This window comes from Fibrobacterota bacterium (assembly GCA_019509785.1).
Lineage (GTDB): Bacteria > Fibrobacterota > Fibrobacteria > UBA11236 > UBA11236 > Chersky-265.
Map to the genome: position 1 here is coordinate 22,807 of JAEKLQ010000032.1, position 23,093 is coordinate 45,899.

Consider the following 23,093-nt stretch of genomic DNA (forward strand, 5'->3'; position numbering starts at 1 on the left):
CGGCATGGATGGCATGGATGGTCTGCAACGGCCGGAGAAACTTAATCTCCTCCTCATATCGTCTGCCTCGGTCGCGAGCGCCGCATGCCTATGGATGGCTTCCCATGCGCGTGGGTGGATACCGATGCTCTTGGCCGCGTGGATCTTCTCTTTCACGGCCAATACCTTGTTCTCCTTGCTCCATGAAGCGGTCCACGGATCGTTCTCCGCGCGGCGGCCGCTCAACGAATGGGCCGGCAGGGCGGCCTCGGCCTGGTTCCCGACGGGCCTTTCGGTGCAAAGGGCCTTCCACTTGACCCATCACCGGTTCAACCGGTCCCGCTTCGAGCAATTCGATGTCCTGCATCCGGGGGACAAGGTGTGGCTGAAATACGCCCAATGGTATTCCATTTATACCGGCCTCTATTGGGCCTTCGCCGTTGCCGCGGCGGCCCTGTTCACCTTGGCGCCGGGATCCCATCGTTGGCGGGTCTTGCGCGATCGTAAAGATCCCGATGCGGCGCAAACCGGATCCGCCGTCTACGCCGAAGCCTTGGAAGGAGCGCCCCCGGTCAAGGCCCGTTCGGAAGTCTTGCTCTCCTTCGCCTTCCAGGTATTTCTCTTCTGGTCCCTGGGGCTCTCGCTCCGGGGTTGGGCCGCATGCTATGGCGCCTTCGCGTTGCAATGGAGCTGGCTGCAATACACCGATCATGCCTTTTCCCCGCTGGATGCCAAACGTGGCGCGTGGAATTTGCGCGTCGGTCCCTTAGGCAGGGCCTTCTTCCTCGACTACCACCTCCATCTCGCCCATCATCAGCATCCGCAAGCCCCGTGGAACCGCCTCCGCCACCTGATCGATGGCGCAACCCCGCGGCCTTCCTTTTTCCAAGTGTTCCGCGCGGCAATTGCGGGTCCTCGTAGGGAGGGGGAGTTCCCGGACTTCGCAGCGGCGCGTGGCCCGGGGTTCCTCGTCATCGCGGAAGCGGAAGCGATGTGCCTCGCGGACTTTTTCCGTTTCGGCCTAAGGCATGTCCGCTATTGGGGCATAGCCGCGGTGATCTTGTTGGACAGCATGCGGAGTTGGCGATCGCGGCGTGCCTTGCGTCTGGGCTTCGCCTTCCTGCAGCGGATAGATGATTTGCTCGACGGCCATCGGCCCGCGCCGCGCGAGCCCCTGCATATCGCGCGGAGCCTGGCGACGGCCCTCTGCGGAGGGGCGGGGGACGATCGGGATGCGGCCTTGATCCGCATGGCGCGCCTCCTCGCCGCCGACTTGGGCGCGCTCGCGGGCGAGGAAGGTCCGTGCAAGCTGGCGGAAATCCTGAACGTGATGTCCTTGGATCGCCAACGGGTCATGGAGGGCGCGATTTGGGATAGCGAGGAATTGCAACGGCATTTCCGGAGCACCTTCCGTTTATCCCTGGATCTCCTGCTTATGGCGCGGGGGTCGGATCTGCGCTCCGCTGATCTGCCGGACCTGGCGGATGCGCTGGCATGGTGTTCGGTGGCCAGGGATCTGCGGGAAGACTTGCGCGGCGGCTTGATTAATATTCCTCGCGAGGTGCTGGAGGTCGGCAGGGAGGGCCGGACCGGGCCTTTCGGAGAGACGACCGCGGATGATGCCAATGTGAAGGCGTGGCTCGCGGAAGAGCATGCCCGGGCCTCGGGCTTGTTGGATCGTCTGGAAGGGAACCTGGCGCTTCTGGATGCGCGTTGCCGGAATTCCGATCGCGGCCGGGGGCTTCTGCCGCTCAGCATGTTCACGCGATCCCTCCGGGATTTCCATCGCCGGCGTTTTCCGCGCCTGTACCGCTCTTCACGGATTCCGGCGATCGCTCCGAGCCCTGCGACCGTGCCGCAACCGGCCGCAGCCAGGGCATAGCGATGAAGTTCCCCTACCTGGCGAATGCCGCGTGGAGCCTCGCCAGCCGCCCGGAAGCTTTGGCTTTCGAGCGTGGCCTCCGCGACGTGGAGACGGTCCAGCGGGCGCTCCTGCGGGACCTGCTGGCGCGCAACCGTGACAGCGGATACGGAAAGGAGCACGGCTTTTCCACCCTCGTCCATGCCGAGGCCTATCGCGACCGGGTACCCGTGGCGGATTATGACGACATGGAACCCTGGATCCGCCGGGCCGCCCGGGGCGAGAAGGCCCTGACGGCGGAGAGCGTTCTGGTGCTCGAACCGACCGGGGGCAGCCAGGGCGGCAGCAAATGGATCCCCTATACCGCATCGCTCCGCAAGGAATTCCGGCGGGGCCTGGCCCCCTGGATCCATAGCATGTTCCGTCGTTTCCCGGCGGCGATGCGCGGCACCGCCTATTGGTCGCTTTCGCCGCCCCTGCAACGCGAACCGGGCTTCGAGTATTCGGTAAAGGCCGGCTTCGAAAGCGATGCGGATTACCTGGGGCCCCTCGGGCGCATCCTGGAAAGCCAAGCCTTCGCCGCGCCGTCCTCGGTGCTGCGGGAAAGGAACGCCGATGCCTTTTTCCATCTCACCGCATCGCACCTGTTGGCGTCGGAGGATCTGGCTCTCATTTCGGTGTGGAACCCTACCTTTCTCGCCTTGCTGCTCGACCGCATCCGCGCGGATCGGGAAAGCCTGCTGCGCGGCCTCCGCGACGGCGGGAGGGGCGCCCGCGCCCGGACGGTCGCAAGGGCATTGGACGGGAGCGAGGACAGGGCCTGGATCGGAATATGGCCCCGCCTCGCCTTGATCAGCTGTTGGCGGGACGGCTGGGCCGCGGGCCCTGCGGATCGTTTGGCGGAATTTTTCCCCGGAGTCGCCTTCCAGGCCAAAGGCCTCCTGGCCACCGAAGCCCTGGTTTCCTTGCCCTGGCATGTTCCAGAAACGCTATCGGAAAACGGGAAGGAAGACGGGAGGGAAGACGGGACGTATGGCGCGCCCCTTCACCTTCTCAATTATCGCGGGCACTTTTTCGAATTCCTCGACGTCGAATCCGGTAAGACCCGTTTCGCCTGGGAGACCAAGGCTGGGGGCGTCTACTCGGTGCTGGTCACGACCGGCGGCGGGCTATACCGGTACCGGCTGCGCGATCTCGTGCGTATCGAAGGTTTCCGCTCCGCCTGCCCGGCGGTGCGTTTCTTGTCGAAGGAAGAGTCGTTCTCGGATCTGACGGGAGAGAAATTGCAATCGGATTTCGTTCAGCATTGCGCGGAGCAGGCGTTAGCCGAGGCCGGGATCGGCACGGTCTTCTATCTGCTGGCGCCGGAGCCGGATGCGACGCCGCCCCGCTACGCCTTGCACGTCGGGCTGGAAGGGGATTCGCGGGCCAGCGCCCTGGAGGCCCGCCTGGAAGCGGCCTTGGAAGGGAACTTCCAATACGGCCTTAGCCGCAAGCTCGGGCAATTGGCACCAGTCCGAGTGGTGCCCGCCGGTCCCGGCGCGGAAAGTCGATATTACTACTATAAGGGCTTACGCGCGAAGTTGGGGGATATCAAGTGGAAGCCGTTGGAAAGCTCAGGCCCCTGGGCGGACATCCTGCGATCGAAACATCCATGATACCCCTGCCTACCATGGCCACCGCGCCGACGGCCCAGGAAAAGATCCGCGGCATCCGCGAGGATCTTGCCTTCGGATGCGAAGCCCGCCTTCGGGATCTGCATGCCCTGGACGCGCGCCTGCACGCGCGCTACGCCCTCTTCCCGGCCTTGCTCGCGGCGGGACTTCTGCTTTCCGCATCGGCCCTGCGCGGGCTGGAGATCGCGTGGCCGCGCTACGCCGCCGGCGTTCTGCTCGCCGCTCTGGGGATGAACAGCTGCTTTCTCCTTATCCATGAGGCCGTACACGGGATCCTGTTCCGGAACCCGGCCTGGAACCGGCTGGCGGGCGTCCTGCTTGCGGTCTGCGGCGGCATGGCCTTCAGCGCTTACCGTTTCCTCCACCTCCGCCACCATGAATTCCTGGGCGATCCCAGGGACCCCGATGACTACGCCAACTATTCGCGCAGCCCGCGCCTCGTCTGGCTCATGCATTTCGTCCGCTTGGGGCTAGGCACGGTCCTCTACGTCTTCGCCATCCCCGTGGTTTCCCTGCGCCATGCCCCCGCGGCCGATCGCCGCGCCATCCTCGCGGAATACGCCTTGCTCTCGATCCTCATCCCCGCCGTGCTGTGCCTGGTTTCCCCCGGCAAGATCCTGGCCGTCTGGGGCGCGCCCTTCCTCCTGGCGAATTGGATGATCAATATCCGGGGCTTCTCCCAGCACGGCATCGCCGAGGCTTCCGATCCGTGGCTAGCCAGCCGGTCCACCGTTCCGCATCCCCTGGTGCGGTTCTTCCTCATCAACGAGAACTTCCACCTGGAGCATCATCTTTTCCCCGGCGTACCCGGCTATCGCCTCGCGGAATTGCACGTCCTGTTGCGCCCGCATATCCCGCGCCGCTTGCTCTGCCGTTCCTACGCGTCCTTCCTGGCCGCCTTCCTGCGGCAAGCGCCCCGCATGGACGAACATCCCATCGGCCTTACCTTCCAATCGGTCCAGGGACGCGATGGAGGAAGGTGCCTATGATGGCCGGCAAGATCCGCATCGCCTTGCTCTCCCCCAAAGGCCCGCTGTACAAGCACAAGACCGGCATCTTCCGCAAGTCCCTGCGGGTGGCGCCCTTGACCTTGACTACCTTGGCTGCGCTGATCCCGGAAGACGTACCCGCCGAGTTACGCCTGATCGACGAAGGCGTGGACGATATCCCCCTGGATCTGGATGCCGACCTGGTGGGGATGACCGTCATCACCGGATCCTCCACGCGCGCCTACGAACTCTCCGCACATTTCCGCTCCCGCGGCATCAAGGTGGTGCTGGGCGGTCCCCACGTGACCCTGGTGCCGGACGAGGCTTCCCGGCACGCCGACAGCATCGTCACCGGCTATGCCGAAGAGACCTGGCCCGAACTGCTGCGGGATTTCAAGCGCGGGAAAATGCGGCCGCGCTATTCCCAGTCCCCGTCCTTCTCCCTGGCCACCCCAGGCAACCATCCGTTTCCGCATCGGCATCTCCTGCCCAAGTCCATGTACAAGACCCGCAACACCTTCGAGGCCACCCGGGGTTGCATCCATGCCTGCGAGTTCTGCGTGGTGCCCACGGCCTGGGGCCGCAAGCCTTTCCACAAGCCCGTGGGCCAAGTGGTAGAGGATATCCGCCGCACCGGCGCGAAGCACCTCGTTTTTTACGACCTCAACCTCATCGCCGATCCCGAGTACGCCAAGGAACTGTTCCGGGCCCTGATTCCGCTCAAGGTGCAATGGTTCGGGCTCTCCACCACCTTCGTCAACCGGGATCCGGAGCTGCTGGATCTGACGGCGAAAAGCGGATGCATGGGCTTGCTGGTGGGCTTCGAGAGCGTGAGCCGCGCTTCCCTGGCGGCGGTCAAGAAGGGCTTCAACAAGCCGGACGACTATCCTGGCTTCATCCGCGAATTGCACGGGCGGGGCATCGCCCTCATGGGCACCTTCGTATTCGGCTCCGACGGGGATACGCCGGACAGCTTCGCCGAGGTGGTGGACTTCGTGCAGGAGCATAAGATCGACCTGCCGCGTTATAGCGTTATGACCCCTTTTCCTGGTACACCGTTGCATACGCGCCTGGAAGCGTCGGGCCGCATCCTCACCAAGGATTGGAGCCAATACGACGGCCAGCACGTGGTGTTCCAACCCAAGCAAATGACCGCCAAGCGATTGCAAGAAGGCCATGAATGGGCCTGGAAGCGAACTTACAGCCTCAAGCACGTGGCGGGTCGCATGCTGCGCATCATGCCCCATTGGCCCCTCATCCTCACGGCCAATTTCGGCTATCGGTTCTACGCCCACAACCTGGGCCGCTTCTATACTTGCCAAGGCGGGCTGGTATGAACAAGATCCGCCTTACCATCGTCCACCCGTGCATCGGCCGCAAGCCCGGGGTGGAGTATATCCGCTCTTGGCAGATGGAGCCCCTGCCCGCGGCCTATCTGGCGGCCCTGGCGGCGCCGTACGCGGACATCTCGTTCCATGACGATCGTATGGAAGCGATCCCTTACGACGAGCCCGCGGACCTGGTGGCTATCAGCGTGGAGACTTATACCGCCAAACGGGCCTACCAGATCGCCACCGAGTATCGCAAACGCGGCGTGCCAGTGGTGATGGGCGGCTTCCATGCCACCCTCATCCCCGAAGAGGTGATGGAATACGCCGAGGCCATCGTGATCGGCGAAGGCGAGCAGCTTTTCCCCAGGCTCCTGGAAGACTTCCGGGCAGGCCGGATGAAACGCGTGTATCGCGCCGAAGGGAGATCCGAGATCGGATCCATCCGTCCCGACCGTTCCATCTTCGCGGGCAAACGATATCTCAAGATCGGGCTGGTGGAGGCGGCCCGGGGTTGCCATTTCAAGTGCGACTTCTGCGCCATCACCACCTACTTCGGCGCCACCCAGAGCCGCCGCCCCATCGACAACGTGATCGCGGAGATCCGATCCATCAAGGACGGCCGCAAGCTCTTCTTCTTCGTGGACGACAACATCGTCTCGCATCCCAAGTGGGCCAAGGAGTTCTACCGGGCCCTCATCCCCCTGAAGATCCGCTGGGTAAGCCAGGCCACCCTGACCATGGCCCAGGACAACGAGTTGATGGATCTGATGAAGCGGAGCGGCTGCCAAGGCGTGCTCATCGGCTTCGAGACCCTGGACCCTGCGAACCTGAAGGCCATGAACAAGCGCTTCAACGAAGTGAAAGGCGGCTTCCCCGCCGTCATCTCCAAGCTGAACCGCCACGGGCTCCGCCTCTACGCCACCTTCATCTTCGGCTACGACGCCGACACGCCCGAAAGCTTCGCGCGCACCGTGGCCTTCTGCAAGGAGCAGAACATCTTCATGGTCGCCTTCAACCATATCACCCCTTTTCCTGGTACGCAGTTGTACAAGCGCCTGGAAAAGGAAGGCCGGCTTCTCTACGGCAAGTGGTGGCTGGACGACCGCTACCAATACGGACAGGTGCCATTCAAGACCGTCCTGCCGCCGGAACTGATCCAGGAAGAATGCGTCAAGGCCCGCAAGAGCTTCTACAGCCTCGGCTCCATCCTGAAGCGCCTCCGCAACCGGGCCAATACCGGCAGCCTGTTCATGTTGCGCTCCTATTTCTTCATCAACTTCCTCCTGGGCAAGGAAGCCTCCCAGCGGGAGAACTATCCCTTGGGAGATGCCTCCTGGCGCGGGACCATCCTCAAGGCGGACGAGGACAGCCTGCGGCGCGCGGGCGTGATTCCTGAGATTCCCGCCATGCAGGCCGCGGAATGAAACAGGTAGGAAAGGCCATCGACTCCGTTCCGGTCCTCGACCTCCACACCGTACGGGAAGCCGTTCCCGGGGACGACGCTTCCATCCGCGCCTTGTTGCGGCGTTCCCCCATGCCCGGGGATATCCGCATGGCCTTTACCCGGGAGCCCTCTTTCTTCGCGAGCCTCGAGGTTGAGGGGAAGGCGGGCCGGGCCGCCGTCGCCGAGGCCCTGGACGGCGCTATACGGGGGCTTATCGTGCGCAACGAGAAGGAAGCCTGGGTGAACGGAAACCCCATGCCCCTAGGCTACCTGAGCGGCCTACGCGTGGAGCCGATCCCGGATCGGGTGGTCGTCCTCCGGCGAGGCGCCGATTTCATCCGGCGCTGCCATGGGGAAGGCCGCGCGCGCATCTATCTCCAGACCGTCACCGAAGGGAATCGCAAGGCCGCGGCCCTGCTCTCCGCCGGGCGCCTCGGCATGCCCCGCCTCAAGGATCTGGGCGGCCTGCATACCTTCCTGCTGTCCCCTTCCGTATCACGCAAGTTACCGAACCTTCTCGGTTACGAAGTGCGGGCCGCCTCCCGGAACGATATCCCGGAGGTGATCGCTTTCCTTGGGGGCGAAGGGGCCCGCCAATTCTTCCCTTGCTACCGACCGGAGGATTTCGGCCCCCGGGGCGGACTTCTCAAGGGCCTTTCCGCCGGCGACGTGCTCCTTCTGACCCGGGACGGCAGGCTGGCAGGAACTTTAGGCCTTTGGGACCAGGAGCCCTGCAAGCAAAGTTTCATCGCCGGCTACGGCCCCGCTCTCAATCGCATGCGGCCCTTCTATAATCTGCTGGCCCGCTTCCGGTCCCGTCCCGGCCTGCCCGCGGCCGGCGCAACCGTGCGGCATCTCAAGGCCGCCTTGCTCCGGATCGAGGGGGATGATGCCGGAGCTTTCGCCGTCCTCCTGAAGCATGCGTTGTGGAAGGCGCGCGAACGGTCTTTGCCCTTGGCCATCATGGTCCACGAGCGCGATCCCTTCCTGCCCGTCCTGCGCGCCTTGCCTTCGGTGGCCTATGCCAGCCGCCTCTTCGCGGCTTATTTCGAGGATGGCCGGGAACTGGCGGAATCCCTGGACGGCCTCGTGCCGTACGTGGAATTGGGGGCGCTTTAGCATGGCTCTCCGCGGCGAAACCGTCCCGGTGGAACAACTCCAGACCGAGGAAATCCGGCGCATGTTCCTGCTCCTGGACCGGCACTACGCCAACGCCAGTTGGGAAGGATTCCGGGAGGACCTGGCGGAGAAGACCTGGGTGATCCTCCTCAAGGACGGGGATGAGTTGGCCGGATTCTCCACCCAGCTTCTGATGGAGACGCGCTTCGAGGGAGAACTACTTTCCGTGGTCTTTTCCGGCGATACCATCATCGATCCCGCCCACTGGGGATCGCCGGAGCTGCAAACCAGCTTCGCGGCCCTATTGGATCGCCTCCACCGGGGGAGGCCGGATCGCAGGCTGTTCTGGTTCCTCATCTCCAAGGGCTTCCGTACCTATCGCATCCTGCCCATCTATTTCCTGGACTTCCACCCTCGCCATGACGTCCCCGTTCCGCCCTGGCACCGCCGCTTGCTCGATCACCTGGCGCAGACGAAGTTCCCGGCAGCCTATCGGCCCGAGCGGGGCATCTTGGATTTCAACGGGCATTCCCAATACCTGCGCCCGCCGCTGAGCGTCATCCCGGAAGCGCGCATCATGGCCAATCCCCATATCCGTTTCTTCGCCGAGGCCAACCCGGGATGGGCCCGGGGCGACGAATTGGCCTGCTTGGCGGAATACGCCCCGCATAATCTCACGCCGTACCTGAGGCGGCGTCTGCCTTCCATGCGCCGGAACCAGCCGGCCGCGCTTCAGGAAGGATAACGGAATGCGGAAAAGAATCGTTCCCACCGCCCGGCTACCAAGGCTTTGACCCGGGATTCCAAAGGATGCAGATCATTCGTCCGGTAGGATTTTACGGTAGCCAGGTAGCCCTCCAGGAACGGGCCGGCCGCGCCGAAGGGCCCGTACCCCAAGGCCCCGTACATCCGCTCCAGCTCGCGCAAGGGATCGGCCGCCAGATCCTCGTAGCGCATCTCATGCAGCCGCCCCGGCGGGATCAGGTTCCGGTCCGCCAGATAGGCGTCGTTCACGGTCTCGTACCGTTGCAGGATGTCCTCGTCCACTTCGGCGGGATCCGGGCTCTGGAGGTACATGTAGGGGAACAGGGTCGCGATGGTATGCCGCGAGCTCTTGAACACGGCGTAGGGGTCCCGCACGATATGCACGAAACGGGCATCGGGAAAGAGCTCCAGCAGAAGCGGGATGCGGGCCGTATGGGCCGGGGACTTGAACGCCAGGGTCCTGGCCCCATGGCGCCAAGCCAGCTTGCGGGCGAAGCGGCCGAAGGCGTCCTGCCATTCCTTCGCGGCGCCGGCCTCGGCCTCCTTGAAGGTGAGGTAACGCGCATAATACCTCCGGTTCGCGGGGAAGCTCACCCCGCAGTAGGGGGAGCGGCCGGTCATCAGGGCCATGGCGAACTCGTCCTCCGCGGGGGAGCCGGCGGAAAGGGCCATGCCGTCCATCGGACGGGTCTTGGGGATGAAGAACCTCAGGATGGGAGCCAACCATCCTTCCGTGAGGAGGAAGGTTTCCGGGCTCATGACTTGGAGCGTGTTGGGGCAGGCGAAGCGGTCCCGGTCCGATGCCAAGAGGTATTGCAGATGGGTCGTGCCCGCGCGCCAATGGCCCAAGACGAAAAGGGGCGGCTTCGGGGCCGGAGTCGATGCCACCTTAGCAGCGTACAACCCGCGCTCCACGCGGGAGACCAAGCTGTTAACGAGGGCGGCCGAGGTTACCGCCGCGGCGCGGTGCCAGTAACGCGGCTCCACCTTCCATCGGTTCTCCTTGAGCAGCCGCAACCACGCGCGGAAACCTATCCCGTACAAGTAATTATTCGCGAGACTTATCTTTCTGCTATCCACCAGCGCCTTCCAACTTGATCCGTAAGGGAATATCCATGAAGAAACTCCTGCTTCCAGCCGTCCTTCTTTGCCTCGCGGCTTTCACCGGCTGCAAGGACTACCATTATGTAAAAGTCGCCCAGGTGTTGCCCGTGGGCAAAACGTCCGGTCTCACGCCGGATGAACGGCAGGCGGACTCGCTGATGAAAGCGCTGGTCTCCAACCAGGCGGCCGTGGATCGCTTCCAGAAGATGTTCAAGTGCGCGGTCCTCGAGATCATCGATTTCGACAGTCTCACCTTCACGGTAAAGATAAACGCGGATTCCGCCGGCGCCGGTCACGCCAAGGCGGAATATTCCCTGGGAACGGATCCGGCCGCCAAGCCCGATCTGGTCTTGCCTATTTACCGCAAGAACCTGTCCAACCTCCTCCAGATCTTCGCCGACAATACCGTATCCGATGAAGAGGCGTACCGCATCCACCGGGCCGTCTTCGGATCTTCCCTGAGGTCCCTCTTCCAAGTGCCCGCCCTGTACGATCCGAAGATCGCCAAGCATCTGGCGCTGCCCAACTTCATCCAGATGACCCTGAAGAACGAGGGGAATTATGAATTCATGGGATCCAAGAAAGAAGCCGTGGTGACCATCGTCAACGTGGACGGCCAGTGGCTGGTGACGCAGGGCGCCTACGGCGATCCGGAAGTGAAGTGGGCCGTTACCCCCAAGCAGTTGGCGGATTTCACCCGCCTGGTATTCGAGCCCGGCAAGGGCGCCGCCACCTCCATGAGCGCCGCCCGGGCCCGCCTCAAGGAGATCAAGGCCTTCATTGACGGCATCACGGTTTATCGTCGGGGCTGATGTCCGTTGGCCGAATTCCTCGTATACCTGAACCGGGTCGTCTGGTCCCTGGCCGGTTTCCCGGTCATGGCCTGGCTGTGGTACCGGCACGGCGGGGCCAGTGTTCCCTTGGCCGCCATCGTGCTCGGCATCCCGCTGGTCTTCGGCTATCTCATACCCGGATTGGCCATCCTGTGGCTGCGCCTCTGGGAGATCAACTCCAGGTTTTCCTATAAAGGCATCCAGATCCACCAAGGCTTCATCTATGCCTCGGGCCTGTCCCTGGACGCTTACGCCGCCCACCATGTGCGCTTCGCCTCCCCCTGGGCCACCGTGATCGTGTCTTGCCTGCTCACGGGGTGCATCGTCGGCTTCACGGGATGGTTCATCGATATCGCCGGGGTCAAGGCGGGCCGTATCCGCATCGATAATCCCCCCGCCCGGGCGGGCCGCGACCCGGCCACCATCGTGACCTATTACGCTCCCGCGTGCTATTTCACCCTGGGCTTCTGCTACATGTTGGCGGTCCATTTGGTTTGGGCCTTCCTGGGCCCGGCCGCCCCGGGACTACCGGGTAACCTTCGAGATACGGTAACTCCCGGGTCACCATCGGCCTTTGCCATAGCCGCGTTGTACGCCGCAGGCTTTCTCCTCACCGCCGCTCCCGCCGGCGCGCTCTACCTTTACCTGCAAAAGAAGGGCCGGTCGGTTTGACGCCGGCATCCACAGGATTCGCGTCCTCCTTAGGCTTCATGCTCGATCCCCTGGGGCGGGGCGCAGGCTTACGGCGTCGCGGCCGCCTGGTCCGCCTGGCCAAGGCCACCGGAGGCATGATCCTGGTTTTCGATCCCGCCGACGTGGACGAGCTCCTATCCCGTCCGGATACGTTCGCCCGCTGGGAACGGGACACCGCCCCCGTCCGTTTCCCCACGGACTCGGCCTCTTCGCGCCTCATCTCGGGCCTACTGGCCATGCAGAACGGCGCTAAGCATCGGGAATTGCGGAGGCAGCTCGCTCCGGCCTTCGATCATAGTCGCCTTAAACATTACTTCGCGCTTTCACGTTCCGGCATCGCCGCTTTCGTGGAACGCCTTGAGGCATCGGGAACGGTCCAGGATCTCAACGGGATCTGCCATGCCCTGGCGATGAACACCGCCTTGCTCACCTTGTTCGGCGCGTATCCGGGCGAGGAGTCCCGCGCCTTAGCCGATGACTTCCGCGCTTGGATGAACGCGGCCTTCTCGCCTTGGACCTTGCTGCTCCGCTTCGATGCGCCGGGCACTTCCTTTGGCCGTTTCCTAAGGCACGGCGAAAGCCTGGAAAAGCGCTTGATCGCGCTCTTTTGCAACCGCCCGGAAGCCCAAGGGGCCTTGGTCCAGGTGGTATTCGGGCCCGATTGGGACCGGCAGGTCACCGAGGCGGAGTTGGTCAGCCGCGCCGCGGGCTATTTCCAAGCCAGCTATGAAACTACGGCCAATACCCTGGTCTGGACTTTGATCCTGCTGAACCTCCATCCCGAAGCGGCCCGCGCATCGAGGGAGGAAATCCGCGCCGTGATCGGCGAAGGCGAAATCGAATATGCGCATCTCCAGGCCCTGCCGTACCTACGCGCCGCGGTGCTGGAGAGCATGCGCCTGTTGCCGCCGGTTCTGCTTTTCCCCCGCATCGCGGTGCAGGAGCTCGCCTTGGGCGGCGTGGAAATCCCGAAGGGCGCCCGGCTCGCGTACGGACCGGCCTTGACACATCGCCTTCCGGACGTATTCGAGGATCCCTTGGCCTTCAGGCCCGAGCGGTTCCTGGGACCGGGCCCCCGCCCGGAGGGCTTCCTGTCCTTCGGGGGCGGGCCGCGCCGATGCCCCGGGGAGCAATTCGCTTTGAACGAAGTGCTGCTGATCCTGGCCGCTTGGCTGAGGCGGGGCTTTCCCCGCATCGAGACAGGCACTCATGTGAAATGCCATGGCTTGGTGGCCCATACTCCGGTCCGACCCGTGCCCTTCCGCAACATCCCCTGGTCCGAAGTTCCGGGGAAGCCTCCGCGTTTGCAAGGCAAGGTCTTCGCCGGGATCAAGCATGCTTAAGCCGCCCGGCCTTCTCTTCCTTGGCTTCGCGGCTGCCCTTCTGGCGGCCCTGCACGCCGGCGCCTTCGCCGCATTCTTCCATTTCGAAGCCGGGTTCTTCCTGGCCGCATTGCTCCTATGGCAGGCCACCGGCATACTGGGCGTCTCCGTCGGTTACCATCGCTTACTTAACCACCGCAGCTTCGAGTGCCCGCGTCCTATCAAATGGGTCTTGCTGTTCCTGGCCGGACTGGCGGGCCAATTGGGTCCCATCCGCTGGGTGCGCGTGCACCGTTTCCACCATGCCCACAGCGATACGGATCTGGATCCGCATACGCCCCGCCGCGGTTTCTGGTTCGCGCATCTGGCCTGGCTGTTCCAGGCAGGCCGCCGCGGGAATGAACCGGCGCTTCAGGAGCCTCCGGCCGATCTACTGGCCGATCCGGACTGCCGCTTTTTCGAACGGGCCTATCCCTTCCTGTTCTACGGCTCGCTCGCCGCCATCGGGTGGGGGTGGGGTTGGGCCGGCTTCCTCTGGCTCGGGACCTTCCGCTTGGCGGTTACCTTGCATAGCATCCTGAGCATCAACTCGGTCGGGCACGTCTTCGGCCGACGCGATTTCGACCTGCCGGACGACAGCCGGAACCTCCGCCTCTGGGCCGCCTTCACCGGCGGCGAAGCGCTCCACAACAACCACCATGCCCATCCCCGCAGCGCCCGCTTCGCCTGCCGCCCCTGGGAACCGGACGCCGGATGGTTGGCCATCCGATCCCTGGCCGCCTTAGGACTGGCCTGGAACGTCCGCTATTACGATCCCGTTACCGGCAGCCTGGCCATCCTCCGCCCCCGACCGCAATCGATCCCGCTTCCCTCGCCGGCCGGAACCTAAACCTCGGCGCCGCTTCCTCACGATAGGCGCCTCTCACTGCGACCCACCCAAATCCCCATCGACCCAACGCGCCCGGCGGACAGTCCGCGCGTCCGCCGTTGACACCGCTCAAGTCTTTCGCCGCCAAGGTTGGGGAAGGATTGGCAAAGGTGGCGGAGCGGGCCGGGGCGGGGCTCCGGGCCGGCGAATTAAAGCGGGCGGGCCATTCCGCGTCGTGGATAACCAAGTCTATGGGCAGTCCGCATGCGCGCTCTAAGCCCCGAAGAAGGATATGCGGACGTCCAGACGCGGAATGGCCCATCAGACCAATTCCACGACCCGCTTTGTCTGAGCCGGCCCGGAGCCCCGCCCCGGCCAGACCCACCCCCAAATTGCTATCCTTCCCGACCATGACATTCGAGGAAATGGTACAGCTAGCCAAAGAGCGCAAGCGCGATATGCCCGCCGGCAAAAGCACCACCGCGCTCTTCGAAAAAGGCGCCCATGCCATCGGAAAGAAGCTGGTGGAAGAGGCGGCCGAAGCCTGGATGGCCGCCCGCTTCGAAGGCCGGGAGGCCGCCTCCCTCGAATTGTCCCAAGTGCTTTATTACGTCGCCTGCATGATGGCGGAACAGGGCTTGACCCTGGAAGAGGTATACGCCAAGCTATGATCAAGGTCGCTTTGCCGAACAAGGGCCAGCTTTTCGAGCCCACCATGGACATCCTCGCGGCCTGCGGCTATCGTGTCAGCAAGTCCTTGCGCTCCCTGTCCACCCTGGACTCGGATAACCATGTCGAATTCTATTTCCTGCGCCCTGGGGACATCCCTCTCTATGTCGCCAACGGCATGCTCGATGCCGGCGTCACCGGCAAGGACTTCGTGGCGGAAAAGGGCGTCGCGCCCAACTGCCTCATCGATCTCAACTTCGGCGCCTCCAAGCTATGCGCCGCCGTTCCCGAGAACCATCCCGCGAAGTCCCTGGCCGATCTGAAAGGCATGCGCATCGCCACTTCCTTCCCGCGCATCGTTTCCGCCCAGCTTCCGGGGTGCCCTCTGATCGAACTGGAAGGCGCGGTCGAGATTTCCATCAAGCTCGGCATCGCCGACGCCATCGTGGATATCGTGGAGACCGGCACTACCTTGAAGCAGGCCGGGCTCCGTATCATCGGCGAGCCCTTGTTCCAATCCCGCGCGGCGCTCTTCGCCCATCCCGGCCGCGAAGTCCAGGAAGAAGTAACCATCCTCCGGAGCCGCATCGAAGGCAAGCTCCTGGCCCTGGAGTACATGATGGTCGAATACGATGCGCCGGATGCCTTGCTCAAGGCGGCCTGCGCCATCACCCCCGGCATCGAATCCCCCACCGTGATGTCCTTACAGGAAACCGGTTGGTTCGCTGTGAAATCCATGATCCGGAAGAAGGAAAGCCAGCGGATCATGGACAGCCTATCCAAGCTGGGCTGCAAGGGGATCATCCTCACCGCCATCGACAGCGTTCGCATCTAACCGCGGTGGGCGCCCGCGAGAGCCCCTTCAAGGCGTTACGGTCAAGGTGACCGGCACGACGTAGGGGCTGGCCTGCGCGGGATCATCGTGCAAGAGCCTGATCTCTCCCTGGTAGGTACCGGGAGCCATCCGATAGGTCCAGATGTTCATGTTCAAGGCCCGCGTCGCGCCCGCGCCCACGGTAAAGATATCGGTGCCCGGGTACGGGTAGGTTCCGTTGGTCGTCATCCACGACGTTTGCGTTCCCAGGTAATCCAGGGCGTTGGCGACCAGCCGGGGAACGTCGCCGCTCCAGTTCTGATCGCCGGGATGGAAATTCAGAAGCGCCAAGGGATACTGGATGTTGACGGCTCCGGTTATGTACCCGTTCGCGTAGTTGCCGAGGGACACGGAAGAGTTGTCCTGTACCCTATAGGTCGCCATCGCGGAGGCGGCCCAGAAGGAACTCACCCCGGCATTGATGGGATGATCCGCGAGAGTTCCGCTCTGTCCGGCGAACGCCGTTTGATATTGCTGGATCGTGGTGAAATTCTGGATGAGGCCGCCCAGGCGCGCAGGGTTATCGCTGAGCGCTTGCGAGAAGTACACCATCCTGCCTCCGCTCAGAAGGTACGCGGCGAGGGAATCCCCGGTAGCCACGGGATCGGCCCAAGCCCCGCCGGCCTCGACCATCACTACGTCGAACCGGTTCAGATAGGCCAGGGTCGGAACACCGGCGCTTCCATCGAACACGTCCAAGGTGTCCACGTTGGAGAAGGTACGGACCGCATCGATGAATTGGCCGTATCCCTCCGGGGTCGGCGTCTGCACGAAGGCCACTTTCCAGCCCGCGGCCGGGCGTGGCAGAACCGGACCGGTGAAATCGACGATCGCTTCGAGACGATCCCCGCCGGAGTTCGCGATCTGAAGCGAAGCGGTCCCTTGCGTTCCCGCGGCCTGGGTCAGCCGCAAGCTCGTTGGGGAAACGCTCATGGTGGGAGGGACCACGCCGGTGCCGTTCAAGGACACACAAGCGGGCTTCGATCCGGAGTTGGAGTAAAGGCAGGCCGAGCCGGCGACGGACCCCGGGGACTTAGGGCGCAGACGGAATTCCAGCCAGGCCGAGGTTTGCCCCGTTAGGTTCACGGGAACCGGGCTGGAGGTCCGGAAGACCGGTTTCGAGACGGTGATTTTGGTGATCGTGATCGCGCGTTCGCACGCGTTCCGGACTTGCAGGTATCCGAGACCTTCATTGCCTATCCAAACGCCGCCGAAGTCCACGGACTGGGAAACGACTTCCAAGCAGTCGTGGTTTTGGGCCGAAGCCGTAAAAGGGATCGCGAGCAGACCGGCGACAAAGCCGGCGCGGATGCGGCTGGGAAACGTTTTGTGCATGGAGGATTCCTTTCCGATCAGGATGAGGCGCGGAACCGTGCAGCGGAAAACAGCACGGCGGGCCGCGCATCAAGGAAAAAATCCTTCCCCGAGGCATGGCACTATCCGCGCGGGCCTGCAAATCCCGGAAGCTTCCGTTCCGCCGCCACTGAATTCCGGGTGTTTAGCGGGATGCTGCAAATCCGGGAGGATGCGCGTCTAAAAGGGGGGATCGCATAGGTAACACTCAAGTTACCTGTCCGGGTTCCCCGCCTGCGAAGGCCATGGAACGGAAAGGCCCGCCCGGAGGGACCGGACGGGCATACTTCGGAACGGGATCCGCTATGCGGAAGATCAGGGCGTAGCGGCGGTCTGCGAGCCGGGCTGCAAGCGCAGGGTCGCCGGAACCGCAAAAGGACTCCCCGTCGCCGGATCGTTATGGTACAGATCCAACCGCCCCGCATAGGTCCCCGCCGGAAGGCCGTACGCGGCGCCGAAGCGGATCGGCACGGTGATCTCCTCGCCCGGCCCCAACGCCAGGGTCCGTTGGGCCGGCCTCATCCAGTTGTAGAATTCGGACAGGTGCCGAAGCGAGTTCCCGAGAAAGCGCACGGTTTCGGACTGGGCATGGTCCCCGTCGTGGGGGAGGATGTTGATGAAGACCACAGGTTTCCGCGGGTTATAGGCGCCGATCAGGGCCCCAGTGGAATACCGTCCCAAGGGAATCCCCCCTCCCTGGGTCGAGGTCACATTCATCGCCCATTGGCTGAAGAGATTTACGGTGAGGCCCTCCGTTATGGGATCATCCGCGAATTCCGCCCCGAAATTCCAGACGACCGGCCCGGCCGCTGCTACTGGCGCGTAGTCCGGCGAGGTGATGCGTCCGCCCAGCGCGGAAGAATGCTGATTAAAGCCGGCCTCAGGGAAAAGCGCCGCACCCATCAGGATCACCTTGCCTCCCGCATCCACGTAGTCGGCGAGGCGGTTTCCCACGGCCTCCGAATCGGCCCATGGCCCGTCCGCCACTGCGATGACGGCGTCGAACTTCCGCATGTAGGCGAGCGAAGGCGTGCTATCGTAACCGGAATAGCTGACGATGCTATCGACGTTGGGATCGTTCAGCAAGCCCCAGAGGAAAAAGTCGCTCTGGCTCTCGAAGGTCTGGCCCGTGGTTTGGAGATACAAGACATTGAGCTTTGCCGGCCCGGTGGGATGGATTCCCGCCGCGGAATCCACCACCGCCCGTAGGCTCAACTTGAGGCTGTCGCCGCCGGGATTCCGGATGCTCAAAGGTTGATAGACGCTATCGCCTTCGGCCAGGGTCACGTCGAATCCGCGCGGTGAAACGGATAGGATGGGTGGCACGATGCCCAGTCCCCGCAAGTCGATGGCCGGGGCCGAGGGATCCTCCGCATCGCTTTGGACCAGTAGCTCCGCGCTATCGGCCCCGATGTCCGTAGGCGCGAAGGACGCATTCACGAGTGCATAGGAGAAGGCGGGAATCTCCAGGGGCAAGGCCGCGGAAAGGGAAAAGGGACCGTCCGTCGTGAATCCCGTAACGTGGGTGGCGGCGCTCCCGATGTTCACCAGTCGTACCGCCCGGTTGGCCCGGCTTCCCTGCCAGGTGGGCCCGAAGTCCACGCTCGTCGGATCCACGGCCAGCCTGCGGACTGAGGATACCGTGAGCGAGACCGGAACGTCGATCGGAACGGCGTTCGTATCGGAGGAGTTCAGCAACCGGATCGCTCCCGCGTGCGCCCCTGCGGTTAGCCGATAGGTGTTTACGGCGATCTTCAACTCCCGCGTTTCGCCATCGGGCACCACGAAAATCACGGGATCGAACGGCGGCCGCGGGGTCATCCAGGCCAGCATTCCGCCCAGATAATCGAAGGTATTCCCGAACAGGCGGGCGATATCGCCGTAAAGCTCGTTATTCCCGACGTTGAGGAAGACCAGGGGCTTGTCCGGATGGTATGCGCCTACCAGGGCTCCTCGGGAATAGTAACCCAAAGGGATTCCGATGCCTTGGCCGCGGGTGGTGCCGACGTCCCGGATGGCGCCGGCTGCGAACCAGCCTAGGCCTGCGGTGATGGGATGCGGGATCAGGCTGGCGCTGGTGTCCCGACGGGTGATCGTCCCCGGTCCGACCGGTTCATAATCCTGGATGCGTCCGTAAAGTGGATGCTCGCCGTCGGTGAGGGTACTGGCCGTAAGCAGAACCTTGCCTCCCGCCTCTAGGTAGTCGGCCAACAGGTCCCCTACGGCCACCGAGTCTTTCCATGGCCCGACGGAAGCCGCCAGCACGATGTCGTATTCCAGCATGCGGGCGAGAGAGGGCAAGGAATCGCCGCCAAACCAGGCAGCGATGGTATCCACGTTCGCCAGGGGCCTCAGTTGGGGGATCAATTGATCGTCCCAAAAGGAGGGCATGGTGGTATTGAGGTAAAGCACCCGCCATCCCCGTTCCGGTCGCGGCGTTGCGGCTCCGATGGCATCGACGAGGATTTCCGCCCGGGGCGACGTTCCATGATTGGTGATCGAAAGCCGGAAGGTATCCGTTTGCGCGGGATTGAGGGCGAGATGGACCGAGGCGGGGGCGACGGTGACGGATGCTGTCGGGGAAGGCGGCGCCGTACCGATCCCGGTCACGGGGACGCGGATCTGGGAAAGCGGAGGCTTAGCGGAGACGGTGAAAAACGCATTCGCGGTTCCCGTATCCGAAGGGGAGAAGGAGATGGGAATCGTTCCTTTGCCCATAGGCGGCAACCGCAACGATCCCGAAAAGCCCGATGCAAAAGCCTGGGATCTGCCAGCGATCTTCCAAATGCTGATGGCATGCGCGCAGCGGTTGGCAACCCGCAAGGAGTCGGTCTTCCGGGTTCCGACCTGCACGGGCCCGAAATCGAGGGGCCCGGCCTCCAGGCAGGAGGGCGGAGGGAGGTAATGTCGATGCTCTTCCGGACGGCGGCGCTCTTGCGGATGCGCCGAAACCAAGGTCGCGAACAAGGGAATGAGGGCGAAGGCCCGGCGCAAGCGCGCGGAAGGGCGAGGTGAGGCGAACATAGGAACTCCTTTGGTGGGCGGACGGATCTCCTGTCGGGGCTGGAACGCGAATCTCCCTTGCAGCGGGAATTTTTTTCGGTCCGGCCGCGCTAGGGGAATAAAATTTTTTATGGTCGCGCGCGCTACGGCCCGGTTTTCCCGCGCTCTTCGCCTGTCTAGAGCGGGCGCTTGCGGAATGCGACACCCCAGGCCCGCCGCGCGTCCAAGCAAGAATGGCCCCGGGGTATCTTGCGTGTTACCATGGCGGGGGAATCCCGGACTCCCCATTCGCGATCCGTTTTCCGTCCTTCCTGCGAGGACTCCGGGCCATCCGGCTTCGAATTCCGGCCTTTTAATGTGGCTTAGCTCACAGATCCGCAAGTTTGGGCCAACCAGCAATGGAATTGGTTATCGCTTCTTCGGGGAATTGGTTATCGTTTAGCCAGCGTTTCCGCAAAAGGAGGGTGTATGCGCCGGAGAGGTTTCCTGGCGTTGATCCCGGCTCTCGGTTTCGGGATGGCCATGGCGGCATCCCCTGCCCATCGATCCCAGCCATCCGTTCAGACGGCTTTCGGGCCGTTCACGCTTAAGGTCGAGATCGAAGGCGTGACCCAAGGGGTATTCCAAAGCGTTGAGGGCCTTGCCTCCGAATCGGAGGTGGTTTCCGGAGAGGAATACGGGGCGCCTGCTTGGATACCCGGCCCCTCGCAAGGGTCCCGCCTTATCCTGCGCCGTCCTTATGATCCGACCTTGAGCGGGCTATGGCGTTGGCGGCAATCGGTGATCGATGGCGACGCGCAAAAACGGGATGGCCACATATTCGTTTTCGATGCGGGCGGCAAGCTCGTTGCGCATTGGGTTTTCCGCAAAGGTTGGCCCAGCCGCTGGGAAGTGCCGAAATTGGAAGCCGGCGTACCCAATGCGGCCGAAGAGGTGGTGGAGATCGTGCACCAAGGCCTGAGCTTGGAAAGCCAGTAGCCGCCGTCAGGCCGGTTTCGCGGCGGCTCCAGGAAGCCCGCCGCGGGATTCCGCGACGGGACTCCCTCACATGCGGTCTAAGGCGAAGTCACTTGCAGCGTGGCGGGAATGTAGATCGGCGTACTGCCATCGTTGGTGAATATTTCCACCGTGCCATAGTTCTTTCCCGGCGCCAATGGGTAGGTATGCCCAACGGGCAGAATCATTCCGCGGGTCTCGCCGGGCGCCAGGGTGAGGACGAGTGAATGGTTCGAGACGGGATTCCTGAGCCAGTTATGGGTTCCCTGCGTTTGATCGATGATGTTGAGGATCAATTGGAACAGGCCGTTGTATCCGGAAAAGTCCGGTTCGTAGGGAAACAGGTTGATATAGTACACGGGCTTAGCGCAGTTGTAGGCCGCCGCGATATTCCCGTCCTCCAGGTAACCCAAGGCTTCGCCCTTTCCCTGCACGGTTTTCACCGCTTGGATGGAATGGCTTTCGAACCAATCCACGCTTTGGGTGAGGGGGTTATCGATGAAGTACCGGGTGGATATATCCGTGTATGGGTCGCTGGGAGACTGGGGGACGGGCGCATAATCCGGTCCGACGATCCGGCCGCCGAGGGAAAGATGGTAGCCGGAAAGATTGTTCAAGGCCATGTGCATGAGGATGACGGGACGGCCCCGGTCGACATAGTCGGCCAGCACGTTGCCGGCGGAATCCGGATCGGCCCAGTTGCCGCCGCTGGAGACGACCACCATATCGTAGTCGAGCAGCTCCTGCAGGGAAGGCGTCCTTTGCTCGCCCGACCGGATGGTAAGTTTGGACACCTTCGGAAGCGCTCCCAGGTAATCCGTGAAGGAGTTGGTGCCGTCATCCCCGTTCGCGGTCGTGAAGTAGTAGATGGACAGGCCTTTCGCGGCGGAATCGCCTCCGGTTCCCGGAGCTTCGACCCAAGTCGCCGCGAAAATCTCCATGGGGGACTGCCCATGATTGGTCAAGCTGACGATTCTGCCCGCCAAATGCCCTGCCGGAAGGGTTTCGTCGATGCGGGATGGGGAAACCTCCAGGTTACCCGAGCGGACCGCGGCCGCCACGCCCGTTCCCCGCAAGGCGATGCGCAAGGTGCGCGACGGGTTGGACGTGCCGACCCGTAACTCCCCCGATACCTTCGCCGTATCCCCCGGGGCAAAGCGAACCTGCACGTTGCGGGCGCCGAGGGCGGATATCCGGAGGGACGCGGCGTCGGCGACCGAGAACGCCCGCGGCGAGGCGGCCAAATACGTTATCGTGACGGGAAACCGGCAGGTGTTGCGCAGGGAGACCGTGCGCCCGGCCGTCCCGCCGGCCGGGACAGGGCCGAAGTCGACCGCGGCGGGTGAAGCGGTCAAGCAGGCGGTCAGCGCGGATTGCGCCTGGACGGGGCGGGAGAGCGCCAGCGGCGCGGCGAGAAGGCAGAGGCCGACGCCCGCGAAGGCCCGGCGGCGTAAAGGGATGAACACCGGGGGACATTGCATCTAAGCCGCCATGTCCGGGAAAAGAAAAGCCCGCCCGGAGGAACCGGACGGGCTTCACGAGTCGGAGGGGACGGCCGGGCGGCCTGCCCGTTTACTTGCCTTGGAAGTAGGCGCGGACGCCTTCGTTGCTGCCCTTCATGGCCTTCTTGCCCTTGGTCCAACCCGCGGGGCAGACTTCGCCATGCTGTTCGTTGTACTGCACGGCGTCGACGAGGCGCAACGCCTCTTCCACCGAACGGCCGATGGGGCGATGGCTGATGTTCTGGGCCATGACCTTGCCATCCTTGTTGATGATGAAGGTTGCGCGGTAGGTGATGCCGGCCGCTTCGTCCAGCACGTCGTAATCGCGCGAGATGGACTTGGTGATGTCGGCGACTATGGGATAGGTCACGCCTTGGATGCCGCCATCGTTCTTGGGCGTGCGCAGCCAGGCCTGATGGCTGTTCACCGAATCCACGGAAACGCCGATGACCTGGACGTTGCGGGATTCGAATTCGCCCAACGCGTCCTGGAAGGCGTGGATTTCGGTGGGGCAGACGAAGGTGAAGTCCAGGGGATAGAAGAAGAGGACCACGTACTTCTTGCCTTTGTAATCGGACAGATTGATTTCTTTGCTCTCGTTCGGCCCTACGGCGGCGGCGGCTTTGAAATCGGGGGCTTGCTTATTGACGAGGACGGCCATTGCGAGTCTCCTGGAAGATTGGTTTTTGAACTGGGTTAATATAAAAATCGG

Annotated in this window: 19 protein-coding genes; 14 read left to right on the forward strand and 5 right to left on the reverse strand. The window is 63.4% G+C overall.

The genetic code is table 11. The annotated features are described in order from the left end of the window. Positions 1-13 precede the first annotated feature (13 nt). The 7 genes from JF616_08035 (at position 14) to JF616_08065 (ending at position 9,144) form a co-directional block, all read left to right on the forward strand. Positions 14-1,861 carry a fatty acid desaturase gene (locus JF616_08035; protein MBW8887691.1) on the forward strand — a complete coding sequence of 616 codons (1,848 nt, stop codon included), beginning with the start codon at positions 14-16 and terminating at the stop codon, positions 1,859-1,861. 2 nt (positions 1,862-1,863) lie between these two features. Continuing rightward, the gene (locus tag JF616_08040) at positions 1,864-3,498 is read left to right on the forward strand and encodes a GH3 auxin-responsive promoter family protein (protein ID MBW8887692.1); all 1,635 of its coding nucleotides are present in this window, start codon (positions 1,864-1,866) and stop codon (positions 3,496-3,498) included. Next, positions 3,495-4,505 (forward strand): fatty acid desaturase, encoded by a 1,011-nt coding sequence (locus JF616_08045; GenBank protein MBW8887693.1) that lies wholly within the window; start codon positions 3,495-3,497, stop codon positions 4,503-4,505. The genes JF616_08040 and JF616_08045 overlap by 4 nt, the downstream gene beginning before the upstream one ends. Further along, on the forward strand, positions 4,505-5,842 hold the full coding sequence (locus JF616_08050; protein ID MBW8887694.1) for a B12-binding domain-containing radical SAM protein: 1,338 nt from the start codon (positions 4,505-4,507) through the stop codon (positions 5,840-5,842). The genes JF616_08045 and JF616_08050 overlap by 1 nt, the downstream gene beginning before the upstream one ends. Before the next feature lie 74 nt (positions 5,843-5,916). After that, positions 5,917-7,260 (forward strand): B12-binding domain-containing radical SAM protein, encoded by a 1,344-nt coding sequence (locus JF616_08055; protein ID MBW8887695.1) that lies wholly within the window; start codon positions 5,917-5,919, stop codon positions 7,258-7,260. Then, the gene (locus tag JF616_08060) at positions 7,257-8,399 is read left to right on the forward strand and encodes a hypothetical protein (protein MBW8887696.1); all 1,143 of its coding nucleotides are present in this window, start codon (positions 7,257-7,259) and stop codon (positions 8,397-8,399) included. Before JF616_08055 ends, JF616_08060 begins: the two co-directional genes overlap by 4 nt. A gap of 1 nt (position 8,400) precedes the next feature. Then, on the forward strand, positions 8,401-9,144 hold the full coding sequence (locus tag JF616_08065) for a hypothetical protein (GenBank protein ID MBW8887697.1): 744 nt from the start codon (positions 8,401-8,403) through the stop codon (positions 9,142-9,144). Here the strand turns inward: JF616_08065 and JF616_08070 are convergent. Further along, positions 9,132-10,244, reverse strand: coding sequence for a sulfotransferase (locus JF616_08070; GenBank protein ID MBW8887698.1), 1,113 nt, complete (start codon positions 10,242-10,244; stop codon positions 9,132-9,134). The two genes, JF616_08065 and JF616_08070, sit on opposite strands and share 13 nt — an antisense overlap. Positions 10,245-10,279: 35 nt before the next feature. Here JF616_08070 and JF616_08075 point away from each other — a divergent pair, with 35 nt between their 5' ends. The 6 genes from JF616_08075 (at position 10,280) to JF616_08100 (ending at position 15,488) form a co-directional block, all read left to right on the forward strand. Further along, positions 10,280-11,080 carry a hypothetical protein gene (locus tag JF616_08075; GenBank protein ID MBW8887699.1) on the forward strand — a complete coding sequence of 267 codons (801 nt, stop codon included), beginning with the start codon at positions 10,280-10,282 and terminating at the stop codon, positions 11,078-11,080. Between the two features lie 6 nt (positions 11,081-11,086). Then, a complete protein-coding gene (locus JF616_08080; GenBank protein ID MBW8887700.1) occupies positions 11,087-11,773 on the forward strand; it encodes a hypothetical protein in 687 nt (228 codons plus the stop codon). A gap of 38 nt (positions 11,774-11,811) precedes the next feature. Next, positions 11,812-13,137, forward strand: coding sequence for a cytochrome P450 (locus JF616_08085; protein ID MBW8887701.1), 1,326 nt, complete (start codon positions 11,812-11,814; stop codon positions 13,135-13,137). Beyond that, positions 13,130-14,005, forward strand: a complete 876-nt coding sequence (locus tag JF616_08090) for an acyl-CoA desaturase (GenBank protein ID MBW8887702.1) — start codon at positions 13,130-13,132, stop codon at positions 14,003-14,005. Before JF616_08085 ends, JF616_08090 begins: the two co-directional genes overlap by 8 nt. Positions 14,006-14,394: 389 nt before the next feature. Further along, positions 14,395-14,655 carry a phosphoribosyl-ATP diphosphatase gene (gene hisE / locus JF616_08095; GenBank protein ID MBW8887703.1) on the forward strand — a complete coding sequence of 87 codons (261 nt, stop codon included), beginning with the start codon at positions 14,395-14,397 and terminating at the stop codon, positions 14,653-14,655. Beyond that, positions 14,652-15,488 (forward strand): ATP phosphoribosyltransferase, encoded by an 837-nt coding sequence (locus JF616_08100; GenBank protein MBW8887704.1) that lies wholly within the window; start codon positions 14,652-14,654, stop codon positions 15,486-15,488. The genes hisE and JF616_08100 overlap by 4 nt, the downstream gene beginning before the upstream one ends. Before the next feature lie 27 nt (positions 15,489-15,515). Here JF616_08100 and JF616_08105 read toward each other — a convergent pair whose 3' ends face one another. Together JF616_08105 and JF616_08110 are read right to left on the reverse strand one after the other, a co-directional pair. Then, complete coding sequence (locus tag JF616_08105) at positions 15,516-16,862, reverse strand: hypothetical protein (protein MBW8887705.1); 1,347 nt, start codon at positions 16,860-16,862, stop codon at positions 15,516-15,518. Positions 16,863-17,195: 333 nt separating this feature from the next. Further along, positions 17,196-19,904: a choice-of-anchor D domain-containing protein gene (locus tag JF616_08110; protein ID MBW8887706.1), complete on the reverse strand. Its 2,709-nt coding sequence runs from the start codon at positions 19,902-19,904 to the stop codon at positions 17,196-17,198. A gap of 447 nt (positions 19,905-20,351) precedes the next feature. On the opposite strand from JF616_08110, the gene JF616_08115 reads away from it, so the two are divergent. Further along, positions 20,352-20,861: a phage tail protein gene (locus tag JF616_08115; GenBank protein MBW8887707.1), complete on the forward strand. Its 510-nt coding sequence runs from the start codon at positions 20,352-20,354 to the stop codon at positions 20,859-20,861. A 77-nt stretch (positions 20,862-20,938) separates the two neighbouring features. On the opposite strand, the gene JF616_08120 is transcribed toward JF616_08115, so the two are convergent. Further along, a complete protein-coding gene (locus tag JF616_08120) occupies positions 20,939-22,360 on the reverse strand; it encodes a hypothetical protein (GenBank protein MBW8887708.1) in 1,422 nt (473 codons plus the stop codon). Positions 22,361-22,451: 91 nt separating this feature from the next. Next, entirely contained in the window at positions 22,452-23,042 is a 591-nt protein-coding gene (locus JF616_08125; GenBank protein MBW8887709.1) for a peroxiredoxin, read from the reverse strand. Between the last annotated feature and the right edge of the window lie 51 nt (positions 23,043-23,093).